The organism is Novosphingobium flavum (genome assembly GCF_014230315.1).
GTDB classification, from domain to species: Bacteria; Pseudomonadota; Alphaproteobacteria; order Sphingomonadales; family Sphingomonadaceae; genus Novosphingobium; species Novosphingobium flavum.
In genome coordinates this window covers 13,094-36,453 of record NZ_JACLAW010000002.1, presented here as the reverse complement: position 1 = coordinate 36,453, position 23,360 = coordinate 13,094, and the positions used below count along the sequence as shown (strand labels likewise).

The window sequence follows — 23,360 nt, the reverse complement described above, 5'->3', positions numbered from 1 at the left end:
ATTTGCTTCGGCCGCGCGCTTTGCCGGGCGCCCTGGCTCGCGCGTCTTGCGCCCGGCGCGGCGGGCTGGCACTCCTTGAGCGATGAAGGCCCTGCGCGATCCTCACCGCGTGCTTGCCGGCGGGCTTGCCGCGATCCGCGCCCAGTTTCAGGTGCCGGAGGGTTTCCCGCCCGCTGTGCTGGCTGCGGCCGAGGCAGCGGCGGGGCGCGTGCCCGATCGGCATGTCGATCGCACCAGCCTGCCCTTCGTCACGCTCGACCCGGTCAGTTCGACCGACCTCGACCAGGCCTTCGCGATCGAGCGGGCGGGCGCGGACCTGATCCTGCGCTATGCCATTGCCGACGCCGCCTGGTTCGTGGACGATGGCGACCGGCTCGACGCCGAGGCGTGGAAGCGCGGGACCACCACTTACCTGCCTGACGGCAAGGCCGGGCTCTATCCCCCGGCGCTTGCCGAGCGGGCGGCCAGCCTCCTGCCCGACGGGCCGCGCCCGGCGATCGTGCTCGCGGTGCGGGTCGATCCCGATGGGGCGGCCCGGCTCGACGGGGCCGAGCGGGCGCTGGTCTGCAGCCGCGCCAAGCTCGGCTATGCCACGGTGCGCGACGAGGACGTGCCCGAGGGCTTTGCCGAGGTCGCCCGGCGGATCGAGGCGGCGGAGGACCGGCGCGGCGCGGCACGGGTCGATCCCCCGCAGCAGGAAGTGGAGCGCGATGGCGAGGGCCGCTTCCAGCTTGGTTTCCGGCCTCGCCGGCAAGCGGAGGAGCGCAATGCCGCCCTGTCGCTGGCGGCCAACCTCGCCGTGGCCGAGGCCCTGCGCGCCGCCGGGACCGGACTGTTCCGGGTCATGGCCCGCCCCGATGCGCGGGCCGAATTGCGCCTGCGGACGACGGCCAGCGCCTTCGGGCTGGACTGGCCCGAGGCCATGACCCTTGAGCAGTTCGAGCGGACGCTGGGCGGCACTGCGCCGCGCGAGGCGGCCTTCATGCTGGCGGTGCGCCGCGCCGGACAGGGCGCGAGCTATGCCCCGTTTCGCCCGGGCGAGCGGCCCTGGCACGCGGCGGTGGCGGCGACCTATGCCCATGCCACGGCGCCGCTCCGGCGCCTGGCCGATCGTTACGTCCTGCGCGCGGTCCTCGCCGTCACCGCGGGCCAGCCCGTGCCCGCGGCGGTGAGCGATGCCTTCGAGCGCCTGCCGGAGGTCATGGCCCGGGCCGAGGCGCGCGACGGGCAGATCGAGCGGGCGGTGATCGATCTGGCGGAAACGGTCCTGCTCGCCGGGCAGGAGGGCCAGCCTTTCGCGGCCGTGGTGACCGACACGGGGGCGAACGGCGCGCGGATCCAGCTATGCGATCTGCCGGTCGTGGCGCGCGTTGCGGCCGGCGCGGTCCAGCCGGGCGAGCGCATGTCGGTGCGTCTGGTCGAGGTCGATCCCGCCCGCCGCGCCCTGCGCTTCGAACCGGTGGGCTGACGGAAAGAAGATTGTCCGGCGAATCCCGTTGCGCCGGGTCGAGACCGCTGGTAGGGGCGCTCTCCTGCCCGGGGGCCCGATGGCGGAGTGGTGACGCAGCGGACTGCAAATCCGTATACGCCGGTTCGATTCCGGCTCGGGCCTCCAACCATTCTCAAGACATTTTTGGTGACGGATACGCCGGGCAAAAACGGCGGACTTCCGCGTGGTTTCGCCTGTATTGGGGTGCCCTACCTCGTCTCCGCTTGGGTCGAATTCGCCCCAAATTGCGCCGGAAACACCCAGAGTCTCTGGGCCGAATTTAGCAGCGACACTTTCGTCTCAGGCCGGCGGTTGGTCCGCAAAAATCTGGTAGACATTTCGCCTCGATGCCTGGAATCCTCAACCTACCCGCCGTTCAGGCGCCGGGATCGGCTCCCTGTTAGCGGCCGTCGATTAATGCATGTATGCAGTCTGCACGAAGGCATCGGAAAGCCGGCGTTGCCTTAGATTCCCGGCAGACCATGAATCGATTTACCCTTCAGCGCGAACGCGAGGATCAAGGAATACCCGCTCATCGGTGACATCCGTTCCTTTGAGTCCGCCGTGCACAACAAGTGGAAGAGAAAGCTGGCGAAGATCGCGCGCCACGGCCCGGGCACGTCGACGCGGAGCTCCTCCATGAGTCACGTGGATGGGTTCCGGTAAATCAAGTGTGCCGCTGCCCTCGATCAATTCCTTAGCGGTAACGATTTGCAGCTTCTGTCGGCGAACCAACGGCGTACCAATAAGTGGTGACGATGCTGCTTCGCGGATCATTCCGGGCGTTGGATCTCCCAGCGTAACCAGAACTCCCAACTCGGCATTTTCACGCTCGACAACATGCCCGAGGCTTCGAACCATCTCGGGGCCCAAGTTAAGGCCGCCCTTAACCGAGATTACGACCGTGCCAGTCCTTCCCGCGCCATTGTGGAAATAAATGAGCCCGTCAATTCCGCCATCTGGACCTTTCTTTTGCTTATAGGCTTGAGCACCAAGCATCCAATTGGCCCACCACTGAAACTGGTATTTATTTCTCGCTGCAAGAGCGTAGGCGTCGTCGAGATCACGCGGCCGGCCCTCCACCTCGAACTTGGCATCGGGGAAGTGGCGTTTTAGGCGATCCTCGATCACCGAGATCGCATAATGAGTAACATCGATCCCCAGCCACTTCCTGTTGAGTGATTGCGCGGCATGAATCGTAGTTCCGCAGCCGCAGAACGGGTCCAGCACAACGTCACCTTCGTTTGACGAAGCGCGAATAATCCGCTCGAGCAAAGCAAGAGGCTTCTGCGTGGGATATCCAAGCCGCTCCTGCGCCTGGGAATTGATGGCCGGAATGTCGTCCCACAGATTCTGAAGTTTCGTGCCGGGCCGTTCGTCCAGATATTGCTTAAGCCGGAGTTGCCCGCCTTCCCTAGAGGGGAAATGTAGACGTCCATCTCGATCATATGCTTCTAGCCGCTCGCGGCCGACGGCCCATCCGTTAGGGTGAGGAAAGTATGTCACCTCGTTCGAGGCCGTAAACGGAAATTGCAGGTTCGGACGTACGCTCGGATTTCTCAAAGAAACCGACTGCCATTGTCGCCCATCTTGATCCCTGTTTCCGAACTTTCTTGCTACATATGTTTGAGAGAGCGGCGCAAACTGTTGGTTCCACGTATGGCGTTCGCCCTTGGCATAGAAGTAGATGCTGTCGGTTAAACTGCCGTAATTTCGCGCGACATTCCCGTGGCTGGAACTGCGCTTCCAGGTTATTTCTGATTTGAATGCGCGAGGCCCAAAAACGCCATCGAGCATGACTTTGAGATAGTGTCCCGCATTCTGATCGCAGTGCAGATACAGACTGCCATTGGGCTTGAGGACACGATGAAGATCAGCCAATCGCGCAGCCATCATCGCTAAGTAGGCCATCAAATCGCTTTCCCCCAGGCAGTCGCGGAGCGCCTTGAGAATGCGTGAGGCACCTGATCCTGAGCCTAGAACGACATCATATGCGCGAGCGGCTTCTGCCCCCCACGCCCACGTGTCCATGAAGGCTTCGGCCTGACTCTGGGCAGCCCTCCCGGCGTGGGTCTTGAAGATGGCGTTATATTGCGCCTTGGAGTTAAAGGGTGGATCCAGATAGATAAGATCGACTGAGTTATCCGGAATGGAAGACTGGAGGACTTCCAGATTGTCACCGAAATATAGACGATTCATCCCGTTCGCTCCTCACGGATCAGCGCACGAAGCAGGCAGGATACACTACCATTTCAAGAAATGGGTTAACGCGACTTTGAACCTCGATTGCGACAGCCTCCCGAGGAAGTCATCTAGAGATATTTCTGAAAGGCATCAGCATTACGTAGGACCGAATATATCAACACGACGAGACAACGATACGCCACCGCTAACAAAGTGGGCGTTCGAGCTGCATTACTGCAATCCACAAAGCATCCTTTCGTCATGGCTGTGCCACGATCGTTCGGACTAAAGTTATGCGAACTAAGAAGTTGGGCTGTTGAATGGAGATTACGCGATCACACTGCCAAAAGAATCGCCGTCAGCCAGTGGACTGATGCGATTATGGCGTCACGAAGTGGCGTTATAAGTGACGCGCAGGCTATGCTGACGCCTGCGGCCGTCGCGATGGCGGCGCTACTGCCCAACTTCTTTGCAAACTCGTCGGCGGCCAGATCGGCCCGGGGCCTTAGCCAGGCCTTCAACGCTTGAAGTCGGGACGCGGCCCGCGCAATCGTCAGCGCGTCGGGATCCACCTTTTCCGTCTCTTCGATGATTTCCCGCGTGGCCGTCGTGAGCTCGTTTACGAAGTTGGCGGGAATTGGATTTCCCTCATCGTCGAGCGGTGGCCCATTGTGCCCCAACTCACCATGACGGGGGCGGCGATCATCCAAAGCTTTTGCTAAGCGGAGTGCAGCATCCCTCAGCGCCCGGCGCATATCGGCCTCGCCCTCCTGGAGAAACTCGATTTCGACAGCGCCCTCTAAACGCGAAATGACATCGTCAAGCTCCTGTGATGTCGCATCCAGTTTCGCAGGGAGCGCGTCGGATCGAGAGGTGGGGACGCTGATAGGTGTCCCATCGAAAGGTTCGCCAAGATCGAAGACCGCGTCGAGGTCACCTTTGCCCATATATTGTGCGAGAAGAGCCTCAAGATCCTGCTGCGCCTCTCTATCGTCCAATGAGCGGCCTGCGACCTTGCGGTAGGCGCGCTGCATGAGGGGTGAGGCAGCGGGATGATCTGTGGCGTGAATCATGTGGTACATGATTCGCCCACCTCGCCGCTCGCTGTGGATCGGGTAGGGATAGGCGTAGGTGTAGCCCAGTTCGGCCTTGAAGCGCTCGGCTACCTGAACGCCGCGCACAGCCGAGGATATCTTCCTGAGGTCGCGCCAGTCTTCACGCCCCCACCACTTCGTGAGGCGCTCAGTGGTTTCTGGACGGCTAACGGCGGCTATCGACCGGTCAAGCCAGCCGGTAGCGAGGAAGTAGAATATCTCGATCTTGTGGGTTTGCTTGTGACGAGCGATCGCCTGCACTGTAGCCCACTCGCATTCGAATGTTCGTTGGTCTAGTAGGGCGAAAGTAGCGGTGGTTGGCTTGATCGTCCCTGCACCAAGGATGTCATGAATGCGGAGATTGAAGTCTCCGGGCAACACCTCAATTCGTCGCTTGGGTAACGCCTGCTCGGCCTTGATTTCCTCAAGCAGGCTGACTCCTGCCGGATCAAGATCGCACAGCCAGAATTCACGCATCCACGGCGGTCTTGCTTGAAGTACTAGGTTGGCCGAGCAGAGCTCCTTGAGATGGCGCTGCTGCGGTGCGGCGAAACCATCGATATAGGTTCCGTGTTTTGTCACAAAGGTGAAGAGACGGATATATTCTTGGATTAGCTTCGCCTTGTTCTCGGTCCAAAGCGGATGGGCCAACGATTTGAAATCCTTCTCCTCGGGTTTCTCCCGGGGAGGGATCTCCTGTTCAGTGAACAGTGTGGGATGGTTCGGATCTAAGCCGTTCTTACGACGGGGAGCTCGTCCCATGTCTCTCCGTCCAATTCGCGGCCCGCGTGCTTTTTGCCGACGCGGATCATAGTGGTGCCGTCAGAGACCGTCTCTATTCGAGCTTTGGCGAGTGAGATTCCCTGCCCTGGTGCCCAATCGCCCCACTGCTTAAAGTGGAACGCGACATCGCGCGCCATGCAACTGTTGAGCAAATCGCGAAACCACGACGGACTGGATGGTCGAGCCCTGGGCCCGCTCTCTCCTCCGGTGATGACCCAATCTAACCTGTCGGCCCAAGGGCTGATATCGACCGGGCCGAGAAGGGGCTCGGCTGATATGAAGCGCACCGAGGCCGGGATCGCGGTAAGGTGCGGCAAGCGCTCCTGGGCGTATTCCTGTGTTTCCACGGTAGTGCCGAGCCAGACGTTTGCTGGCCACTGATTGCCCCACGGCGCGAGTTGGGAGATGATTTCGGGGCGCTTGGTGAGGAGGAGCCAATCGAGGTGCGGCGTTGCTTCGATAAGCTTCCAAAGGCGAGCGCGGTGGATGTCGAGATCGCGGCGATCCTCGAACACGTCGGCCATTGATGCGCAGAAAACGCGGGCCCGTATCCCGGATGCAGCGGCGAGGGCATCCCACTTGAACGGCTCCGCCCAGTGCTTATCACCGAAAAAACGCCGCTCAGCCTGGATGCCCCAGACGTTGCTACCGACACGCTTTGCCCAGCTTTCTGCGTAGCAGTGCTTGCAGGCGGGTGACACCTTCACGCAACCCCACCAGGGGTTGAAAGTGTGGGTGGTCCATTCGATACGGGAGTTCTTAGCCATTTTCGTCTCGTGACCAACGATAGCGAAAATGCAAGGCACGCCAAGTGTTCATTGTTCATGCGAAGCGGACCGGACGAGGGGCCGTGGGCTTGTCCGCTTACTCCGTGCCTATACACCGCCGGGCATCTGTGGTGAAAGGTGACCATGCCTCGAATGCCCCGAATCCAGACTGCTAGAGCAATCCCCAAGGAGCTTCGCGATAAAATAGCAATCTGCCACGAACACCCCCAACGCGTACTCTTCCTGGATATCGAAACAACTGGTTTAAGTCATTTTTATGACGAAATCACGATCGTAGGTTGGACCATCGGCGGTCAATCTGGCACCTTCATAAAGGGGCAAGATCCATCTGAATTAATTCGGGCGGCTCAGCACTCTGTTGCAGTGGTCACTTTCAATGGAATTCGTTTTGACCAGCGGTTTCTGAAGCAAGAATTTCCGCATGTATGCCTTCCCGAAACACACATCGATCTGATGTACCTTTGTCGGCGGGTGGGGTTGACTGGCGGTCAAAAGGCCATCGAAATCACATTGGGATTGAATTTTCGTGAGGACCTGGAAGGAGTGGACGGATTTGCCGCAGTCTTACTGTGGCATCAGTATCTTCGCGGCGATCTAACAGCACTCAAACGCCTGATCGCATATAACCGCGCCGACATCGCTGCGATGGGCGGGTTGATGGATCATGCTCTAGATATGCTGGGCTATGAGCCTGATCTAATCGGCCGGGCTGTGAAATTCGTTGATTGGTCCAATCCCAAAGACCGGCACAGGCTACCCGCCGGCCTGAAAAAGCCTGCTCCCGAGCTTACCCGCGCGCCGACGTTTCGTGAGTTGTTTGACGGTCATCGCGCCGAAACCTCGAGGATAGTTGGGATTGACCTAACCGGGTCTGAGGCGCGGCCGACAGGATGGTGTTTGCTTGAGGGGGCCAAGGCGAAGACCGAGACGATTTCCAGTGATGACGATCTCATTGAGCGTACAATGTCGGCATCGCCAGACCTCGTCTCGATCGACTCTCCGCTCTGCCTGCCATTTGGTCGGCAGACCGTTTTTGATGATGATCCGACCCGTGACGAAATCGGCATCATGCGGTTTTGCGAGCGCGAGCTGAAGCGAAGGGGAGTCAATGTTTATCCCTGCCTACTTCCAAGCATGCAAAAGCTGACTGCCCGGGGTATCAGGTTGGCGGCGATTTTCAGATCGCACGGCTTGCCGGTCATTGAGAGCTACCCTGGGGCAGCCCAAGACGTAATGCGCATCCCGCGAAAGGGAGCGGGCGAGGAGTGGCTCAAGCTGGGACTGAAAAACTTCGGAATTCGCGGAAAGTATGCGGCGTCCAAAGTTACGCACGATGAACTCGATGCAATCACGTCAGCGCTCGTAGGCACGTTCCATCTTGCCGAGCTATCGGAAGAGCTGGGGACCGCCAACGAGGCGCCACTGATCATTCCGCGCCTTGAAGTGAGCCGTAAGCCCATTGTGATTGGAGCCAGCGGGCCAATCGCTGCCGGCAAGACCACTCTAGCGGAAATCCTGCAGAATCAAGGTTTCGCCTACACACGTTTCAGTCTGGTGATTGATGACATCCTCAAGGAGCGAAACCTGCCGCTTGATAGGCATCATCGCCAATTAGTTGGAGCCGAGATAAATCGGGATGGGCGCCAAAGAGAGCTGGCAGAACGGACCATTTCCAGAGTCGCAGGGGCAGCCGCAATTGTGGTAGACGGCCTTCGCTTCCCCGATGATCATGCGTTTTTGAAAGAAAAGTTCGGCTTCCGGTTTCACCACATCCATGTGTCGGCGCCTGATGAGGTGCGCAGAGCGCGGTATGCCGAGAGGCTGGAATTGCCGCCTTTGCAGGCGGCTACGGCATTTGACGAAGCCAACGCATCGGAAGTCGAGCGTATGGTTCCAACGCTTAGACCGCTCGCTGAGCAAACGGTCTTCAATGTCGGAACAAAGGACGATATGGCTGCCCTACTCCTGAGTCTCTTGGCCCAGTGGGAAGAGGGGAACTAATGCCAGTATCAATCGTCGTCGGTGGTCAATTCGGCTCTGAAGGCAAGGGCAAGGTATCCCTTGAACTCGTCAGGATGGCGACCGAAGGGCGGATTGCGGTGGTGCGGGTGGGCGGACCTAACTCGGGCCATACCGCCTATGATCGATCGGGGCGGAAATTTGCCCTGCGGCAACTCCCCGCTGGGGCGATCGATCGGAATGCCGATATCGTCTTCCCCGCTGGTTCCTACATCGATGTCGATGTCTTGCTGGGCGAAATCGAAGATCTCGACTATCCGCGCGACCGCATCTTTGTCAGCCCCTATGCAAACGTCATCACCCCAGAACAAAAGGCCTGGGAAGTGGATGCCGGACTGGTTTCGGGAATTGGATCTACCGGTAGTGGTGTCGGCGCGGCGATCATGGCGCAGGTCGCGCGCGAGGCATCCAACTTTCCGTTGCACCGTCATGATGCGGCACACTGCGGAGTGCTCGAGCCGTTCCTGCGCGATACGACAGCTTTGATGCGGAACTGGCTAGATGCTGGCGCGAGAATCGTCATCGAAGGGACGCAGGGTTTCGGCCTCTCGCTCTACGATGGCGGCTATTGGCCCAAGGCCACTTCGCGCGCGACGACGGCCGCTGCGGCATTGGCTGAGACCGGGCTGAGCCCGATGGATGTGGATAACGTCGTGCTCGTCATCCGCTCCTATCCGATCAGGGTTGCCGGCAATTCAGGGCCACTGCCTGGCGAGACCAGCTGGGAAGCGATTTCCGAATCTATTGACGCGCAAACCAACCTTCGCGAATTCACGACCGTAACCAAGAAACTGCGCCGCGTCGGCCACTTTGATGCATCGGTGGTAAAGGCAGCGATTGCTTGCAACAATCCGACCATGATTGTCTTGAATCATTTGGATTATGTCGGCCTTGAGGCTGATTTGGACGACGCAAACAGCAAAATCAACGACTTCATTCGAGAAGTCTCTGACGCAATCGGCCTTGCGATGACGCATTTCGGCTTCTCTGACCGTGGAATGACGCCAAATCCTTCGCAGGCTGGTCGGCCTGTTAGGGCTTGATTAGATGATCCAACTCGATAACGATTCGGCATTGGCGCTGGCCGAGCCATTCAAGATGTCCAGCAAGAATCCCGCCGCCGACCCGTTCCCAAGAATTCGATCAGCGCTTTTGTCCGCAGATCACATTATCGACTATGTCAAAAAAACGGGCATGATAGCCCCGTTTGACGGGAGGAATGGCAATAAGTCCCCCCTCAAGGCCGCCTCGTATGAAAGCAAAATCGGAAGCGTTGCCTTTATATACGAAAAGGGGGTTAATTACCCCAAAACAATATATAATGGCTCTCAAGATTTTCTAGAAATACCAGCCAATTCTATTGTATTCGTTGAGTCTGATGTATATTTCAGGCTGCCACCATTTATCGCCGTCCGATTCAATCTTCAAATCAATCACGTTCACCGGGGGCTGCTATTGGGCACGGGGCCACTTGTTGATCCGGGATTTTGGGGAAAGCTCTGCATACCACTTCATAATCTCACAAATGAACCATATTATATTTCGAAAGATGATGGGCTGATCTGGATCGAGTTTACAAAGACTTCATCGAATCCAACGCATGGACGTCCGCCGTCAAACACCGAATTTCCTAATATTAAAGGAATGATCGAAAAAGCAGCAAAGCCAATTTTCGCGGATGCGGCACCAATCGCTATTCGCAGCTCTATCCCGGACATGGTTTCCGAGGCAAATGACAAGGCCACTATAGCGGCCGATCTGGCGCAAAAATCCGAACAATCCGCGAAGTCACTTCGCAATTGGAGCATTGGCGGTATTTTGGTAGGTGCAATCTCCGCAATTGGCCTCGCTGCCACGGTCGCGGGCTTGTCTTGGCAATACTATCACGACAATCAGACCGACATTGGTGGGATCAGAGACAAAACGACAGGGTTAGAAAGGTCCTTTGACCAACATATCCGCGATGTTGATCGCTATGGCTTGACCCCAAAAGACGCACGGGCCTCTGTTCCGGCGCTTAGGGGGGAGGTCGAACGCCAACAGGGCGAAATCAAGAAGCTTTCGGACCAAGTTTCGGAAATAAAAGCCGAGGTGGCGCGCATCAAACCCAAGCAGCGCGATCCCAATCAGCCTGCGCGTTAGTCAGCTTTCGCAGACGATTCCAGACGGGCTGATTCGCCCAAACCGAAAGTCTGCGGCGCGCTCATGAACCCTGCTGCCCCAAGGGCAGCTTCGACCCGGATTGGTTCGATAGGAGCCGTTCCGGACCGCCCAACGAAGCCGTCGGTCTGCAGCGCCCTTTACCAGATAGTGCCTCGGTTGGATTTATGACGGATGCGACGATCGGACGCGATGTTCCCGCGGTAGGATTGCCAATGCCAGAAAGGTCGTGCGCCTAAATTCCAGTGTCCTTTCAACCGCCACCCGGGCCGCCTGGTAGTGGCGGCAGCACAGCGAAGCCACAGTGTGCGAGAAACGCGGCGATCGCATCATAGACCGCGGGCGGGCGTGTCGCATCGGCGCTCTCGCCTTGGGGAACAAAGACCACCAACCCTTGCCGGGCCCGCGTGAGCAGCACCCGGTATGAATTCGCGACGTAACGCTGGCGCTGCTCGTCATTGACGGTCTGCCAGGTTGTGCCCTTGAATTGCAGGGCCTGCCAGCGATCGCTTGCCCGCCGCAAATTGGCATCCCAACACAAACATGCCCAGTCGAGTTCGAGTCCTTGCACGTCAAATTCGGTGCCCGCGTCTTCCAGCGCGTCGGATGAACGCACGTCCTCAGTGGCGGCCAAGAACCATTTTGCCGGCTCAATCTTGGCTTTGACGAACACGCCGTGGGGCTTCAGGCGGGAGCCGTTGGAGGAGGCGAGCAACCCTGCGCGTTCTGGCCCGCGCCGCCGCGACCGTAGCCAGGTTCGAGCCGCGCGGAGATCCCGGGTGAACAGCAGCGGATAGTTGTCGAGCTCTGTCCGCACTTGCCGGGCAGCAGCGGCATCACCGCTGATCACGTGCCCAACAAAATCCGACAGCCGTTCTGCACGAAACGAGCGGAGCGAGGTCGCGAGATGCAGCGCCGGCGCTGTTACCTCGTCGGCAACCTGGCAGGTGTGGGTCAGTGTCTGCGGTACATGGGCCTGCCAATGTGGGAACGACCGCTCGAGCGCCCGGAGCCACTCGTCGATGCCAGCCTCACCGGTGTTAATTTCTTGCCCGCCGCCCACCAAGCAAATGATCGCGCACCAATCTTCGTGGCGGTCCATCACGCTCAGCAAGAATTCGGGTTCGGACATGGCGAAACCCACCTGCCCTTTCTTCTGCTGCATAAACTTGGAGGTTTGCGCGACGTCCCAGGCCCGCTGGGCCTCGTCGAACACCGCCACCTTCTCGACAGGTGCGACGGCGGTTGCGAGTGCGTCATCGCGGAAGTGATGAATGTTCTGGATGAACGCGGCGGCGCGGCGCTCCTCCACGGCTTTGGAAGTGCTCTTGCCGGCCTCGCGAGCCTTGGCGACCGCATCGAGCGCGAGTGCCTCACGCAGCACGTCAACGAGTGGCCCATTGCCCGACAAGAATACTGCATGCTCGTCTGAATGGGCACGCTGCCGCGCGGTGGCCAAGTTTAGCCCGGCCAGCGTTTTACCGGATCCAGGCACGCCCGTGATGAAGCAGATGATCTTCCTTCGCTCACGCTTGGCGGTCTCAATTGCGGCTGCGATATAGTCGGCGGTCACCGTGAGGTTTTCGGCGCCGGCCTCGGAACGCGAGATCTCCTCCACCTGATGGCCGCGGTACAAGGCCTGGGCAGCCTCCACGATGGTCGGGGTGGGCCGATAACGGCCGGCAAGCCAAGTCTCGGCGTCCAGGTGCACTTCGGTAGAGGTGCTCGCGATCTGCTTGATGGTGTGAGCCAGTGCGGCCGGGGCCACGCCAATTGGCTTGGCCAAGCCATCTTCATCCCAGCGCAGAGCCGGCCCTGGCGCGGCCGGCGCTTCCGTCGCCACGAGGAGTGGGACAATCCGGCGGGCATGGCTAGTCTCGTGGAAATGCTTGAGATCGAGGCCGTAGCCGTAGACCTGATCCAGCCCCGATCGGTCGAAGTGTCGCGCGCCCAGTTTGTATTCGACCACAAAGACCATTCCGGCCTCGAGCACGATCAGGTCCGCCCGCCGGCCCATCCGCGGGATTAGAAATTCGAGAAGGAAGTGTGCATGGGGCAATTCATGGGCGAGGGCCCGCAGGTGCGCAATTTGGTATTCCCACGCTGCGCGCTGGGTGGGCTCAACGGCGAACGGGAGCTTCTTGGCCAACTGCCCATAGAGCTCGTTGTCGCTGGCAAGGCCTATCGCGCCCGCGGCGAGTGAAAGATAAGCCCGGTCCATCAACCTGGCCTGCCTGACACGGTCCAACCAAGCAAGCATCGCCAGTTTGCCGCGCGGATATTTGTTGTTAATCGATCATCTAGCCCTGATATCTAGGCTGACACGATGACTGCTTTTCGCAACATCCACGTGGCACTCGGCAGCGTCCTCATTACGGGGTTAGCAGCGCCCACGCTCGCGGAAACCATCGCTGGGCCCGCAACGGTGATCGACGGCGATTCCTTAGTCGTTGCCGGGCAGCAGGTCCGCCTGGTCGGTATCGACGCCCCAGAATTTGATCAGACGTGCCAGCGCGGCGGGCAAAGCTGGACCTGCGGGCAAGAGGCCAAAACCCAACTGACCTCTCTGGTGCAGGATCAGCGGATCGAATGTTCTGGTTTCGAGCGGGATGCGCATGCCCGGCTTCTTGCGGTCTGCTCAGCCGGATACCTCGAGCTGAACAAGACCCTGGTTGAGAATGGCTGGGCGGTTGCCTACCGCGCATACAGCGACGCTTATGTGGGCCAAGAGGCCCGGGCCAAAGCCGGCAGGCTCGGGATTTGGGCGTCCGAGTTTACGCCGCCGGCCGACTATCGGATGGCCAAGCTACCGCCCGCGGCTGCAATGGGCTCTCAGCGGCGGGTTCAACCTGGCCGCGCCGAAGGGTTCAGCGGCTGCACAATCAAGGGCAACCACAGTCGCCGGGGCGATTGGATCTACCATCTGCCTGGCATGAAATACTATAATGTCACCCGCGCGGAGGCGATGTTCTGCACGGAGCAGGAAGCGCAGCGCGCCGGCTATCGGCGGTCGCGGTCCGATTAGCCGAGACCAGGCCGACTCTACATTCTCCGCTTTTCTGAATTGGGACCGTTGGGCGGCCGATAGCGTCGCGGTTTGATGCGGTACCCACTGCCGCCGGTTATTGCCCTCGCATCCCCAGAAATCGCCGCTGGGCCTCCCACTCGAGCGGCAGGTCCCGCGAGAGCAGGAGGTCCGGATCAAGTCCGGCCCGAGCTGTGCCCTGCAGCAGCGCCTTCTGGATATCGGGCGCGAGAAACCCGACCGGGATCCGCAACCGGGACCACTCATTGACGGGCGGGGTCATCTCGTGGTGGTGCTCCGGATCAAGCGGAGAGGCGCCCAGCTCGGCCAGCTTGCGATGCGAGGCCCGAACGAGGTCGGCCAGCGCCTGCCGCTTTTCGGCATCGTCGAGCAGATGGACCCTGGCATGGATGGTCCTGCCGCGGCGGGTAGCGCGGGCGTCGAGCGAAAGCCGCAGCTGGTTGCCGACGATGCACGCGGCGGGATCGATCTGCTGGGCCCGCCCGGCCAGCATGTCGTCACAGCGGTTGTCGGCGGCCAGCGCAGCCGCCTCGATCGCGATCCGCAGCTCCTCGCCCCGGCAGTCAACCCGCTCGATCATCCCGAACAGGTCCTGCGGTACGGTGCCCGCCGGCAGCAGGCAGGCGAGCCGGTCGAGGATAAGCCGCTCGACCCGCTCGGCGGACAGGCGCTGGCCGCCCATGTTGTCGGAATTCCCGATCCGGCCATTGGGGAGCAGCGTCTCGCTGACATAGTAGCGGTAGATCTTCCGGCCGCGCCCGTGACCAAAACTCGGTCGCATCGGATGGCCGTCGGCGTCGAACAGCTTGCCGGTAAGCGGGCAGCCGGCGGCCCGGGTCTTGCGGGTAACCTGACGGTGGCGGTTGCCGGCAAGCTTGGCCTCGACCGCGGCGAACAGTTTCTTCGGGATGATCGCCTCGTGCTCGCCCTTGTGTGCAGCGCCCTTGTGGACCGCTTCACCGAGGTAGACCCGGTTCCGGAGGACATGGGAGATAGCGCCGCAGGTGAACCTGAGGCCGCCGCGGACATTGCCGTTGCGGGCGGTGCTGCGTTTCGAGCGAATGCCCTCCCGGTCGAGTTCCTGCGCCAGCGCGACGATCGAGCCCAGCTCGAGGTAGCGGGCGAAGATATGCCGGACCGTTTCGGCCTCGGTCTCGTTGATGACCAGCTTGCGGTCGCCGAGGTCATAGCCGAGCGGGACATTGCCGCCCATGAAGATGCCGCGGGCCCGCGAGGCGGCAATCTTGTCGCGGATGCGCTCGCCGGTCACCTCGCGTTCAAACTGGGCGAAGGAGAGCAGGACGTTGAGGGTCAGGCGCCCCATGGAGTTGGTGGTGTTGAATGCCTGGGTCACACTGACGAACGAGGCATTGTTGCTGTCGAAGGTTTCGACGATCCGGGCAAAATCCATCAGGGAGCGGGTCAGGCGGTCGACCTTGTAGACGACGACGATGTCGATCCGGCCCCTGGACATATCGTCGAGCAGGCGCTTGAGGGCCGGGCGGTCCATGTTGCCACCCGACCAGCCGCCATCGTCATAGAACTCGGGCAGGCATTCCCAGCCTTCCCCGGCCTGACTCAGGATATAGGCCTCGCAGGCAGCCCGCTGGGCATCGAGGGTGTTGAACTGCTGGTCGAGGCCCTCCTCGGTCGACTTGCGGGTGTAGATCGCGCAGCGGAAGCGGGTTTTCGCGAGCGTCACCGGACGTTCTCCTGCCGCAGGCCGAAGAAACGCGGGCCGTTCCAGCGCTGGCCGGTGATGTGGCGGGCGACCTCGGAGAGGCTGCCGTAGGTGCAGCCCTCGTAGACCACGCCGCTCTCGATCACACAGACCTCATGGCGGCGTCCGGCCCAGTCGCGGGCAAGGCGCATGCCCGCGGTGGGCGAGATCTTCACCCCGGCCTGATCCTTCTCCAGCATGCGCCGGGTCGGTGCATCGAGACCGCCGTGGACATCGGCCTGAATGCGCCAGGCCAGTACCCGGCGCAGCAGGTCAGCTGCGCGGTGCCGGGGCGGCAGGCCATAGCGCCGCTGCCACTCGGCGCGCAGCTCACCGAGCGACATGGTCTCCAGCGCCGAAACGGCCTGCGCGGTCTGCGATGCGGACCGCTTCGCCATCACCGCTCTCCCGCGATGCTGTAGCAGGTGGCGTCGTCCCGCTTGCCCTTGGCGATGACATGGCCCTTCTTCTTGAGGCCGGTCAGGGCGGCGCGGGTGGTGTGTGGCAGCCAGCCGGTCGCTTCGGTCAGGTCAGCCAGCGTTGCGCCCCCAGCGCGCTGCAGCAGGGCGAGGACGTTGGCGATCTTGCTGCCGTCGCGCACCGCGCGCGGTGCGGCGGCGGGCTTCTCGGTGTCCTCGGCTGGCGGCGTGTCCCCGGTCGGGCTGTCCGGCGCGTCCGCATCGTCCGCGCCAAGGCCGATAGCTGCATTGCCCTGCTGCGTGATCACGAGGCCGAAGTGGAGGTCGCCATCCTCGCGCCAGCTTGCCGCCGGGTTGGATGTCTCGGTTTCGGCGACGAGGCCATGGCCCAGCAGGGCCGCCAGCTCCTTATGGGCACGGGGCCGATCGGTGACGGAATCGGGCAGAGGGAACACGCTTCCGCCGCTGGTCTTGGCGGCATGCGAGAGCAGGATCAGCTGGAGGTCGCTGAGAGGTGTTGTGCGGGTCATCGGTGGTCTCCTTCGAGCTGGAGCAGCACCGTGCTGCTCCCACCACCCTGAGCCCCGACCGCGCCTGCCGTCGGGGCAACAGCGGGGCGTTGCCGCTGCGATCCAGTGACGACACCAATGCTTCGCGTGGCAGCGAAGTCGAATGGAATGTGGCCGATGAGCGGGAATTCTGCTCGTGGGGTCAGACTGGGTCGGACCTGGCGCCGAGCCTGGACGCGAGTGTCTGTGCGGCGGTCGCCAGAGTGAGGAGATCCGTGGCGACTTGATGCAACCGGGCAATGCGCGCCGCGATCGGGGCTGACTCGCCGGGGAAGGCCAGTGCCAGTGGGACGCTTTCGTCCTCCATCAGGCGCCCGGCTTCGAGAAGCAGGCCCTGGATGAGGTCGGTGATGGGCTCGGCGTCGCTGTCTTCACGCATGCCGCTACAGTGGGGCGAGGCGCGAAGAAGTCCATATGGAGCATTTCATTGGGCGGGTCTGTGCCGGGATTGGTCCAGGGCGAGGTGTCACTGACTGGCCGGCTGCCGCTTTGGCGTCCTTCACTCAAGCCGGCGCATATGAAAACTCCGGTCTCGATTACCTCACGTCAATAGCATTGCAATGAGACCAAACCCGGTCATTGCGTTCCGCGCTCATGAGCACCGTTCCATTGGAGATCTGAACCGAAACGATGCTGCCCGCTGGGCCACCGTCCGCATGGGGTTCATTGTCACCTTGAACTTATCACCGGGGTTCAAAGTGCTCCACTTCCAACCCTTTCGGGCGACGATGTTCGGACTGTGCATTCACCGGACCATGCTACTGCGTTTCCCCTTGGCTGCGATATCCCTCGATCAGGTAGCCAGGGCGAAGGCCAGAACATGGTTCAAATCTCGGAGGAAACTCTGGCCTCCGGGATCTACATCGAGATGCTCAACAACCCGGTGGGCAAGCACGTCAGGAACGGGATGCAGTCTCACTTCGAGTTCGAACGTCAAAATGCCCCCAAATGAACTGATAATCAGACAGGCGCCGTGAACGGCAGCCGGGACAGGCTAATTCTGCCTCCAAACTGTCGACAAGAGCGGGACCAAAAGCAGGCGGCACGGTTGCAGCACCGATCCAATTCGGGCAGGCGGCTTGTCCGTGCCGTGCGATACAGCATTAGCGGAATATTGCTGATCCGCCGGCGGTGGGCATCATGGTTATGAAGGGACTTGCCGACCAAGTCCCGGATCTCGCGCCGACGTTGAAGAACCTCGCCCCGGTGGGTTGATCCCCTGCCTATAGTCTGGCGGCACTATACCCCGTTACATGCGCGAGAGCCAGAGTTTGAACGGCCATACAATTAGCACGCGGAAGGAGAACTCCACCCGAGAAGCTGGGCTGCAGGATAACGAAGCCTCCGCAGTCAAACTGAATTATGCTCGCGCTTGACCGTAGGTTCGGTACCGTTCTTGCGCCGCCCTTATTTGGTCCAGCGTCAGCAGGCGCGGCGTGCCGACACTTAGCGCCATTATATATTGCCTGGCCAAGGTTTCCAGCCGGGACGCGGTTTCCAAGGCGGATTTCAGGTTCGGGCCGTGGCAGATCATGCCATGATTGCCGAGCAGGCACGCTGTCCGGCCTGCGATGGCTGACACTGCGGCCGTGGCCAAAGCTTGTGTGCCGAACGTCTCATAGGGTGCGCAGCGAACGTCGGCCCCGCCGAAGCCAAGGACCATATAGTGAAAGGCCGGCAGGGGCTCCCCAAGAGCAGAAAGGGCCACGCATGCGTCCGAATGGGTATGCACGACCGCGCGGGCATCGGAGCGAGAGCGGTAGAGCGCCGCGTGCATTTCCCATTCGCTCGAAGGCGCAAGCTCGCCTTCCGGAGTTCCGGCAAGATCGCAGGCCACGACATCGGCTGAGGAAAGCGCCGCGGAGGCGCCGCTGCGCGTGATCAGCATGCCGCAGTCCGTCGCCACGCTGACGTTGCCCGCACTGCCGACGCAAAGGCCGCGGGTGACAAGTTCGGCATAGGTGGTCGCGACTTCGGCTCTTAGTGTTTCCTCGGTCACTCCATTCCCTCCATTTCCGCCAGTACGCGCGCGAACATCGCGGTGTCGCCCAGCTTACCCGACTTGAGACACAGCGTGATGGGCCGGGGCAATTCGGCGTGGCAGAGGCCGACTCCGGGTGCCGTGAACGGGGCCACCGCAAGATGGCGAATCGCGAGGGCATCTACCACCGCGCCTGAGGTTTCCCCGCCGGCGACAAGCAAGCGGTCGAACCCGGACGCCACGAGTCGGACGGCGATCTCGCCGAGCAGGCGCTCTGCTTGGCGGGCGGCCTCGCCTGCGCCGAGAGCCTGCTGGATTTCACGGGCTCTTTCGTGCGAGGTGGTAGTGGCGATGCAGATCGGGCCAGAGTTTTCTAGGGCCCAGCGCGCCGCCATTTCGGGCGTGTGGGCGCTGTTCAGGATATCCAGGTGCAGCGTGGGATGGTGGTGGGAGAACTCCGCGATCTGTACTGCCGTCCGTTCGGCGAGACTTCCCGCCAGCACCGCCCCCCGCCCGCGCCGTCGGGGAAGCGCTGGCGCTGCGCGGCTGCCGATCAGCCCGTTACGGCGCCACAGCGCCGGGTAGTGTGCCGCGACCGAAGAGCCACCGGTCATGGCGCAGGAATCCCATGTCGCTTCCGCCAAAACCACAAGATCCGCTTCCTCGGCCGTGTCGGCGATGAGGTAGGGCGTGCCTGCCCGTGCGCCTTCGGCAAGGGCGCGGCGCACCTGCTGCTCGCCCGCGCGGATGATTGGCAAGGGAAGCAAGCCGACCTTTTCGCGGGTTTGCGCGCCGAGGACCTTGACCAGATCAGGCTCGGTCATTGGCGTCAGCGGGTCGTGGCGCTTGGGCGAATTTGACACCAACTGATCCGCCACGAACAGATGTCCGCGGTACACCGTGCGGTCCACGTTCGGAAATGCGGGGCAGAACAGCAGCGCAGCGGCGCCGGTCTGCGTGCGCAGGATATCGGCGCAGGGGCCGATGTTGCCAGCAGGCGTGCTGTCAAACGTGGCGCAGTATTTGAAGAACAGCTGCCGCGCCCCGACCTGCCGGAGCGACGCCGCTGCCTCGGCAAAGCGTTGCGCCGCCACTGGCGCCGGCACCACGCGCGATTTGATCGCCAGCACCAGCGCGTCAAGCTCGACCACCTCCTCGGGAATAGCCGAGGGGCCCATGCCAACCGCGGCGTGGCAGCCGCCGGCGGCCAGCATTCCGGCCAATTCTATTGCGCCAGTGAGATCGTCGGCGATCCCTCCGAACATGAGGGGGCCGCCCTGATCAGGGCAGCTTTGCGAGTCATCCGACAAGGTCGTCCTCCACCGATTTACGGGCTTGCCAAAAGAGCCCGACCGAGAGGACCATGCCGATCGGCGAGGCGAGCAGCGCAAAACGCAGGCCATCGGTCGGGCCGAGCTGGAGGCGGGCGCTGGCCATGTCGCTGAGCAGGCCGGTGACCAGCGGACCCAAGCCGATGCCGATCACGCTCATGATCAGGATGATTAGCGAGGCTGCCGTCGATCGGTGCCGCTGATCGACCACGCCTTGCGCCACGCCGTAGACGGGCCCGTACCACATGTTGCCGACAAAGAACGACAGCGCGCTGAGGCCGAGCGCCAAGCCGATGTTGGGGGTGGTGAAGATGACCAGGTAGAGCGGAATGCCGAGCAGGCAGGCGACCATGGGTATAGTCATATAAACCTTCGGTTGCCGGGCGCCGAAGCGATCGGCGATGGCCCCGCCCGCCATTGCTCCCAGAACGCCGGACAGGCCCTGCAACACGCCCAGCACGATGCCCAGAAAGCCGACCGCTTCAAGTCCGAACCGCGCTGCCAGAACCCCAAGTTCCGGGCCGTGAGCGCGTAGGAAGAACGGGGCAATAAAGGCGGACTGGGAATAGCCGTTGTACGCGATGCCCCCCGCTCCGAGTGCGGCGAGCCAGAAGGTCCGCTTGCCGGACAGCTCCTTGAACACCTCGCGCATGGTCACCTGCGGGACGGAGGATGACTGGGCGAGAGAGCGGGGTTCGCGCAGGGTAAGGAAGATCATCGGCGCCAGGACGAGGCCGGGCAGGCCGGCGATGACAAAGGCCCAGCGCCAGCCATAGGCATCGGCGATGATCCCGCCCATCGCCAGTCCGAGCAGCGTGCCCAGCGGGACTCCGAGCGAGAAGGTCGCCAGCGCCGACGAGCGAATCTCGCGCGGGACGGAATCGGCGATCAGCGAATGTGATGCCGGCGCGCACCCCGCCTCGCCCAGGCCCACGCCCATCCGCAGCAGGAGCAGGGCGGAAAAACCGGTTGCCGCGCCGCACAGCATGGTGAACGCGCTCCATAGCAAAATCGCAGCGGCGATCAGGCGAGGGCGGTTGGTACGTTCGGAGAGGCGAGCGACGGGCACGCCGAAGCCGGTATAGAAGATAGCGAAGGCTAGCCCGGACATGGCGCCGATCTGCCAGTCCGCCAGGCCCAGGTCCTGCTTTATCGCTTCGGCAAGAATGGTGACTACCTGACGATCGACATAGCACAGTACGTAGGCAAGCATGAGCAGGATCAGGAGATAGCGACGGCGGGCGGGCGATTGCCCGGCGCCTGCACTGGCGGTCTCCACCCGCGATGATGGAACGGGCGCGGTCATTCCGGCCTGCTCGCCGCCTTCGGCGCTTTCACATTGCCGTCGCGGCTCGCGGGGGCAGCCGGAGGCGCACTCTTCGGGGTTCGGAAGGGAATTACGTCTGGCAGAAAGGTTCGGCAAAATGCGATGCCGGCCCGCAGCCCCTCGCGAGCGAAGGGTTCGGCAATCCGGCCGTGGCGCGAATAGGACAGGGTCCAAATGCCGTCGTAAATGCCGACCAGGCAGGCGAACTTGAATTCGGCCTGCGGCAGGTAAGGCATATCGAGGTAATTTGACAGCCAACCGAGCGGGGTGTGCCGGGCATCAGCGAGGTAATCGGCGTCGATTCGTCGAATCTCGGATATGGTCGAGCCGCTGAAGGCGATCCGCGCGAAAGCTGCGTGGGCGTTGTAGTAAGCGACCACGCGCTGATAACGGATAGTCAGCAGGTCGTCCCAGCCGTTGACCTCGTCCAGCGGTGTGGGGTGGTTGAGGACTTGCGCCAGGTCTTCAAGATAGCGCTTGGCCAAGGCCACGAAGGCGGCTTCCTTGGTCGGGAAGAAATGATAGACCGAGGCGGGGGGGACTTTGCCCCTGTCACTGATGTCGTAGAGGCTGATATCGGCAAAGTCGCGCTCCTCGACGAGTTCGGCCGTGGCGTCGAGCAGGGTACGATATCGCACGCGGCTTCGCTCCTGCGACGGCTCGCGGGGAATCGCGGTCCGGCTGCCCACCGCGTCGTTGGAATTGGTTCGCTTGGCTCGCGGCATCGGCCCCTCATCGTTGGTTGTGCGGTTTTCAAAAACCGACATTTATCGAGAATCACTTGCTACCGGCGATATTTTCCGTTTTTTATCGGGTTAGCAAGCAACTTTGTTCGCGGGCCATGCGGAGACGCTCGAATGATCGCAGCTTACACCAGTGTTCTGAGCGCCCGGCCGGGCGATCCGGTCGACATTCACCTTTCTTCGAGCGGTGAAGTTTGCCGCCTGGAGATCGCCCGGCTCGGGCGCGAGCGCGGCGTCGTGCTCGAGGTTAAAAATATTGCAACGGTCGAGCACGCGGTCCCCGCGGACGCGGACACGATGGGCTGCGGCTGGCCGGTTACCGCCACCTTCACCGTCGGCGCTGGTTGGGAAAGCGGGTACTACGAACTGCGGTTCGAGAATGAGCTGGGCGAAACCACCTGCCATTTCGTCTGTGTGTTGCCGTCCGCCCGTACGCAACGCGCTTTGCTGGTCTTGGCCACCAACACGTACCAAGCTTACAACTGGTGGGGCGGGCGCAGCACTTACGGCGATATCGGGGCAGTGATGGACGGCCGGCTGGGGCTGTTCGAGGCTCTGGACCAAGCGGTCGGCATCGTCTCGCAGGAGCGGCCCTTCGCCCAAGGGATCCTGAACGCCCCGGAGGGCGTGCCCAAGCTGATGAACGGCGGATTGCGGGGGGCCGGTGAGCTCCCGGACATGCCGTCGCGGCGTTTCACCGCCGAGCATGGGTTGGGTCCTCTGGATAATCCGGCCGGGTTCAAGAACAAGTGGGAGCACAAGTTCGTCGCCTGGTGCGAAGAGCATGGGATTGGCCTGGACTATGCGACCGACCGCGACCTGAATGACCGTCCGCACGTATTGGACGGCTATGCCTGCGTCCTCGTCGTGGGGCATTCAGAATACTGGTCGGGCCCGCAGCGGCAGGCGCTTGATGACTATGTCGATCAAGGCGGAAACCTGGCGGTCTTTTCTGGAAACACGTCTTACTGGAAGGTGCGGTGGGACGGAAGCCGGATGGTTTGCCACAAGTCGCGAGGCATCGATCGTGAGCCGGATCTGGCCAGCGCGGCGACGGGGCTGTGGTCCCATCCGCAATTCGCCAGACCCGAGGCTGCGCTCCTGGGGTTGACCTTTCTGCTTGGCGGCTATCACCGCCTTGGCATGTGCGTGGCGCGGGGCACTGGCAGCTATACGGTGTATGACGAGACGCACTGGGCCTTGGAGGGTTGCGACCTGTTTTATGGTGACCAGATTGGCGGGGACAGCCCTTTGCTCGCTTATGAAAACGATGGTTGTCTGCTGCAATTCAACACAGATGGGCGCCTGTCGGCAGTTCCGCACCTGGGCGTTCCTGCTGACCTGGCGGTAATCGCCATGGCTCCTGCCGTCTTCGCGGAAGAGCCGGGGACGGCCTATCCGCCGATACTTGCGCCCGAGAAGTTGGAACTCGCAGCTTTGGTCGCCCACGGCCATTCGGAAGCTGGTGCGCAGGACCGCCTTCGCCGGGGGCACGCGGTAATGGCGTCGTTCCGGCGCGAAAAAGGCGAGGTATTCAATGCCGGCACAACCGAATGGGCCAGCGCGCTCGCCAGCGGGCTGAGCTTTGTCCCACGAATCACCCTGAATGTCCTCCAGCGGTTTGGCGCAGTCGGATAGAGCCGTTTTTTCCCGGCTATGATGCGGTTTCGTTCCGATAAATCCGTGTTCACCGCACAAAAAGACGAT

19 protein-coding genes and 1 tRNA gene are annotated in these 23,360 nt (G+C 61.7%); 8 read left to right on the top strand and 12 right to left on the bottom strand.

Annotated features, from left to right (window positions below):
• Positions 1–82 precede the first annotated feature (82 nt).
• Together H7F51_RS02140 and H7F51_RS02135 are read left to right on the top strand one after the other, a co-directional pair.
• On the top strand, positions 83–1,468 hold the full coding sequence (locus H7F51_RS02140; protein ID WP_185662578.1) for an RNB domain-containing ribonuclease: 1,386 nt from the start codon (positions 83–85) through the stop codon (positions 1,466–1,468).
• A gap of 73 nt (positions 1,469–1,541) precedes the next feature.
• Positions 1,542–1,615, top strand: a tRNA-Cys gene (locus tag H7F51_RS02135).
• A 366-nt stretch (positions 1,616–1,981) separates the two neighbouring features.
• On the opposite strand, the gene H7F51_RS02130 is transcribed toward H7F51_RS02135, so the two are convergent.
• From H7F51_RS02130 to H7F51_RS02120, 3 genes are all read right to left on the bottom strand, one after another.
• Positions 1,982–3,688, bottom strand: coding sequence for a DNA methyltransferase (locus H7F51_RS02130; protein WP_185662577.1), 1,707 nt, complete (start codon positions 3,686–3,688; stop codon positions 1,982–1,984).
• A gap of 320 nt (positions 3,689–4,008) precedes the next feature.
• Positions 4,009–5,529, bottom strand: a complete 1,521-nt coding sequence (gene tcmP, locus H7F51_RS02125) for a three-Cys-motif partner protein TcmP (RefSeq protein WP_185662576.1) — start codon at positions 5,527–5,529, stop codon at positions 4,009–4,011.
• The gene (locus H7F51_RS02120; RefSeq protein WP_185662575.1) at positions 5,496–6,317 is read right to left on the bottom strand and encodes a DUF5131 family protein; all 822 of its coding nucleotides are present in this window, start codon (positions 6,315–6,317) and stop codon (positions 5,496–5,498) included. Before H7F51_RS02120 ends, tcmP begins: the two co-directional genes overlap by 34 nt.
• Before the next feature lie 153 nt (positions 6,318–6,470).
• Between H7F51_RS02120 and H7F51_RS02115 the strand changes: the two genes are divergently transcribed.
• From H7F51_RS02115 to H7F51_RS02105, 3 genes are read left to right on the top strand one after another with little or no spacing between them, the layout of a single operon-like run.
• Positions 6,471–8,339 (top strand): ribonuclease H-like domain-containing protein, encoded by a 1,869-nt coding sequence (locus H7F51_RS02115; RefSeq protein WP_185662574.1) that lies wholly within the window; start codon positions 6,471–6,473, stop codon positions 8,337–8,339.
• Entirely contained in the window at positions 8,339–9,400 is a 1,062-nt protein-coding gene (locus H7F51_RS02110) for an adenylosuccinate synthetase (protein WP_185662573.1), read from the top strand. Before H7F51_RS02115 ends, H7F51_RS02110 begins: the two co-directional genes overlap by 1 nt.
• A 4-nt stretch (positions 9,401–9,404) precedes the next feature.
• The gene (locus tag H7F51_RS02105) at positions 9,405–10,499 is read left to right on the top strand and encodes a dCTP deaminase/dUTPase family protein (protein WP_185662572.1); all 1,095 of its coding nucleotides are present in this window, start codon (positions 9,405–9,407) and stop codon (positions 10,497–10,499) included.
• A 271-nt stretch (positions 10,500–10,770) separates the two neighbouring features.
• Here the strand turns inward: H7F51_RS02105 and H7F51_RS02100 are convergent, their stop codons facing one another.
• Entirely contained in the window at positions 10,771–12,738 is a 1,968-nt protein-coding gene (locus tag H7F51_RS02100) for a DUF2075 domain-containing protein (protein WP_246447666.1), read from the bottom strand.
• 105 nt (positions 12,739–12,843) lie between these two features.
• Between H7F51_RS02100 and H7F51_RS02095 the strand changes: the two genes are divergently transcribed.
• Complete coding sequence (locus H7F51_RS02095) at positions 12,844–13,542, top strand: thermonuclease family protein (protein ID WP_185662571.1); 699 nt, start codon at positions 12,844–12,846, stop codon at positions 13,540–13,542.
• A gap of 97 nt (positions 13,543–13,639) precedes the next feature.
• Here the strand turns inward: H7F51_RS02095 and H7F51_RS02090 are convergent, their stop codons facing one another.
• The 4 genes from H7F51_RS02090 to H7F51_RS02075 form a co-directional block, all read right to left on the bottom strand.
• Positions 13,640–15,265, bottom strand: coding sequence for a recombinase family protein (locus tag H7F51_RS02090; RefSeq protein ID WP_221773977.1), 1,626 nt, complete (start codon positions 15,263–15,265; stop codon positions 13,640–13,642).
• Positions 15,262–15,681, bottom strand: a complete 420-nt coding sequence (locus tag H7F51_RS02085; protein ID WP_185662570.1) for a DUF2924 domain-containing protein — start codon at positions 15,679–15,681, stop codon at positions 15,262–15,264. The genes H7F51_RS02090 and H7F51_RS02085 overlap by 4 nt, the downstream gene beginning before the upstream one ends.
• Entirely contained in the window at positions 15,681–16,232 is a 552-nt protein-coding gene (locus H7F51_RS02080) for a DUF3489 domain-containing protein (RefSeq protein ID WP_185662569.1), read from the bottom strand. Before H7F51_RS02080 ends, H7F51_RS02085 begins: the two co-directional genes overlap by 1 nt.
• Positions 16,233–16,413: 181 nt before the next feature.
• The gene (locus H7F51_RS02075; RefSeq protein ID WP_185662568.1) at positions 16,414–16,650 is read right to left on the bottom strand and encodes a hypothetical protein; all 237 of its coding nucleotides are present in this window, start codon (positions 16,648–16,650) and stop codon (positions 16,414–16,416) included.
• Positions 16,651–17,091: 441 nt separating this feature from the next.
• Here H7F51_RS02075 and H7F51_RS18785 point away from each other — a divergent pair, with 441 nt between their 5' ends.
• Entirely contained in the window at positions 17,092–17,223 is a 132-nt protein-coding gene (locus H7F51_RS18785; RefSeq protein WP_281384397.1) for a hypothetical protein, read from the top strand.
• A 408-nt stretch (positions 17,224–17,631) separates the two neighbouring features.
• On the opposite strand, the gene H7F51_RS02070 is transcribed toward H7F51_RS18785, so the two are convergent.
• The 4 genes from H7F51_RS02070 to H7F51_RS02055 are packed head-to-tail and all read right to left on the bottom strand — an operon-like array spanning position 17,632 to position 21,677.
• Entirely contained in the window at positions 17,632–18,270 is a 639-nt protein-coding gene (locus H7F51_RS02070; RefSeq protein WP_185662567.1) for a class II aldolase/adducin family protein, read from the bottom strand.
• Positions 18,267–19,517: a 3-oxo-tetronate kinase gene (gene otnK, locus H7F51_RS02065; RefSeq protein ID WP_185662566.1), complete on the bottom strand. Its 1,251-nt coding sequence runs from the start codon at positions 19,515–19,517 to the stop codon at positions 18,267–18,269. The genes H7F51_RS02070 and otnK overlap by 4 nt, the downstream gene beginning before the upstream one ends.
• Positions 19,518–19,551: 34 nt before the next feature.
• A complete protein-coding gene (locus tag H7F51_RS02060; RefSeq protein WP_185662565.1) occupies positions 19,552–20,889 on the bottom strand; it encodes a spinster family MFS transporter in 1,338 nt (445 codons plus the stop codon).
• Positions 20,886–21,677, bottom strand: a complete 792-nt coding sequence (locus H7F51_RS02055; RefSeq protein WP_221773976.1) for a TetR/AcrR family transcriptional regulator — start codon at positions 21,675–21,677, stop codon at positions 20,886–20,888. The genes H7F51_RS02060 and H7F51_RS02055 overlap by 4 nt, the downstream gene beginning before the upstream one ends.
• A gap of 90 nt (positions 21,678–21,767) precedes the next feature.
• Between H7F51_RS02055 and H7F51_RS02050 the strand changes: the two genes are divergently transcribed.
• Entirely contained in the window at positions 21,768–23,291 is a 1,524-nt protein-coding gene (locus H7F51_RS02050) for a N,N-dimethylformamidase beta subunit family domain-containing protein (RefSeq protein ID WP_185662563.1), read from the top strand.
• The last annotated feature ends 69 nt before the right edge of the window (positions 23,292–23,360 follow it).

What these genes read in the sequence shown, in the direction of transcription:
- H7F51_RS02140 (WP_185662578.1), top strand. Translation starts at nt 83, where the DNA reads ATGAAGGCCCTGCGCGATCCTCACCGCGTGCTTGCCGGCGGGCTTGCC.
- H7F51_RS02130 (WP_185662577.1), bottom strand. Translation starts at nt 3,688, where the DNA reads ATGAATCGTCTATATTTCGGTGACAATCTGGAAGTCCTCCAGTCTTCC.
- tcmP (WP_185662576.1), bottom strand. Translation starts at nt 5,529, where the DNA reads ATGGGACGAGCTCCCCGTCGTAAGAACGGCTTAGATCCGAACCATCCC.
- H7F51_RS02120 (WP_185662575.1), bottom strand. Translation starts at nt 6,317, where the DNA reads ATGGCTAAGAACTCCCGTATCGAATGGACCACCCACACTTTCAACCCC.
- H7F51_RS02115 (WP_185662574.1), top strand. Translation starts at nt 6,471, where the DNA reads ATGCCCCGAATCCAGACTGCTAGAGCAATCCCCAAGGAGCTTCGCGAT.
- H7F51_RS02110 (WP_185662573.1), top strand. Translation starts at nt 8,339, where the DNA reads ATGCCAGTATCAATCGTCGTCGGTGGTCAATTCGGCTCTGAAGGCAAG.
- H7F51_RS02105 (WP_185662572.1), top strand. Translation starts at nt 9,405, where the DNA reads ATGATCCAACTCGATAACGATTCGGCATTGGCGCTGGCCGAGCCATTC.
- H7F51_RS02100 (WP_246447666.1), bottom strand. Translation starts at nt 12,738, where the DNA reads ATGGACCGGGCTTATCTTTCACTCGCCGCGGGCGCGATAGGCCTTGCC.
- H7F51_RS02095 (WP_185662571.1), top strand. Translation starts at nt 12,844, where the DNA reads ATGACTGCTTTTCGCAACATCCACGTGGCACTCGGCAGCGTCCTCATT.
- H7F51_RS02085 (WP_185662570.1), bottom strand. Translation starts at nt 15,681, where the DNA reads ATGGCGAAGCGGTCCGCATCGCAGACCGCGCAGGCCGTTTCGGCGCTG.
- H7F51_RS02080 (WP_185662569.1), bottom strand. Translation starts at nt 16,232, where the DNA reads ATGACCCGCACAACACCTCTCAGCGACCTCCAGCTGATCCTGCTCTCG.
- H7F51_RS02075 (WP_185662568.1), bottom strand. Translation starts at nt 16,650, where the DNA reads ATGCGTGAAGACAGCGACGCCGAGCCCATCACCGACCTCATCCAGGGC.
- H7F51_RS18785 (WP_281384397.1), top strand. Translation starts at nt 17,092, where the DNA reads ATGGTTCAAATCTCGGAGGAAACTCTGGCCTCCGGGATCTACATCGAG.
- otnK (WP_185662566.1), bottom strand. Translation starts at nt 19,517, where the DNA reads ATGTTCGGAGGGATCGCCGACGATCTCACTGGCGCAATAGAATTGGCC.
- H7F51_RS02060 (WP_185662565.1), bottom strand. Translation starts at nt 20,889, where the DNA reads ATGACCGCGCCCGTTCCATCATCGCGGGTGGAGACCGCCAGTGCAGGC.
- H7F51_RS02055 (WP_221773976.1), bottom strand. Translation starts at nt 21,677, where the DNA reads ATGTCGGTTTTTGAAAACCGCACAACCAACGATGAGGGGCCGATGCCG.
- H7F51_RS02050 (WP_185662563.1), top strand. Translation starts at nt 21,768, where the DNA reads ATGATCGCAGCTTACACCAGTGTTCTGAGCGCCCGGCCGGGCGATCCG.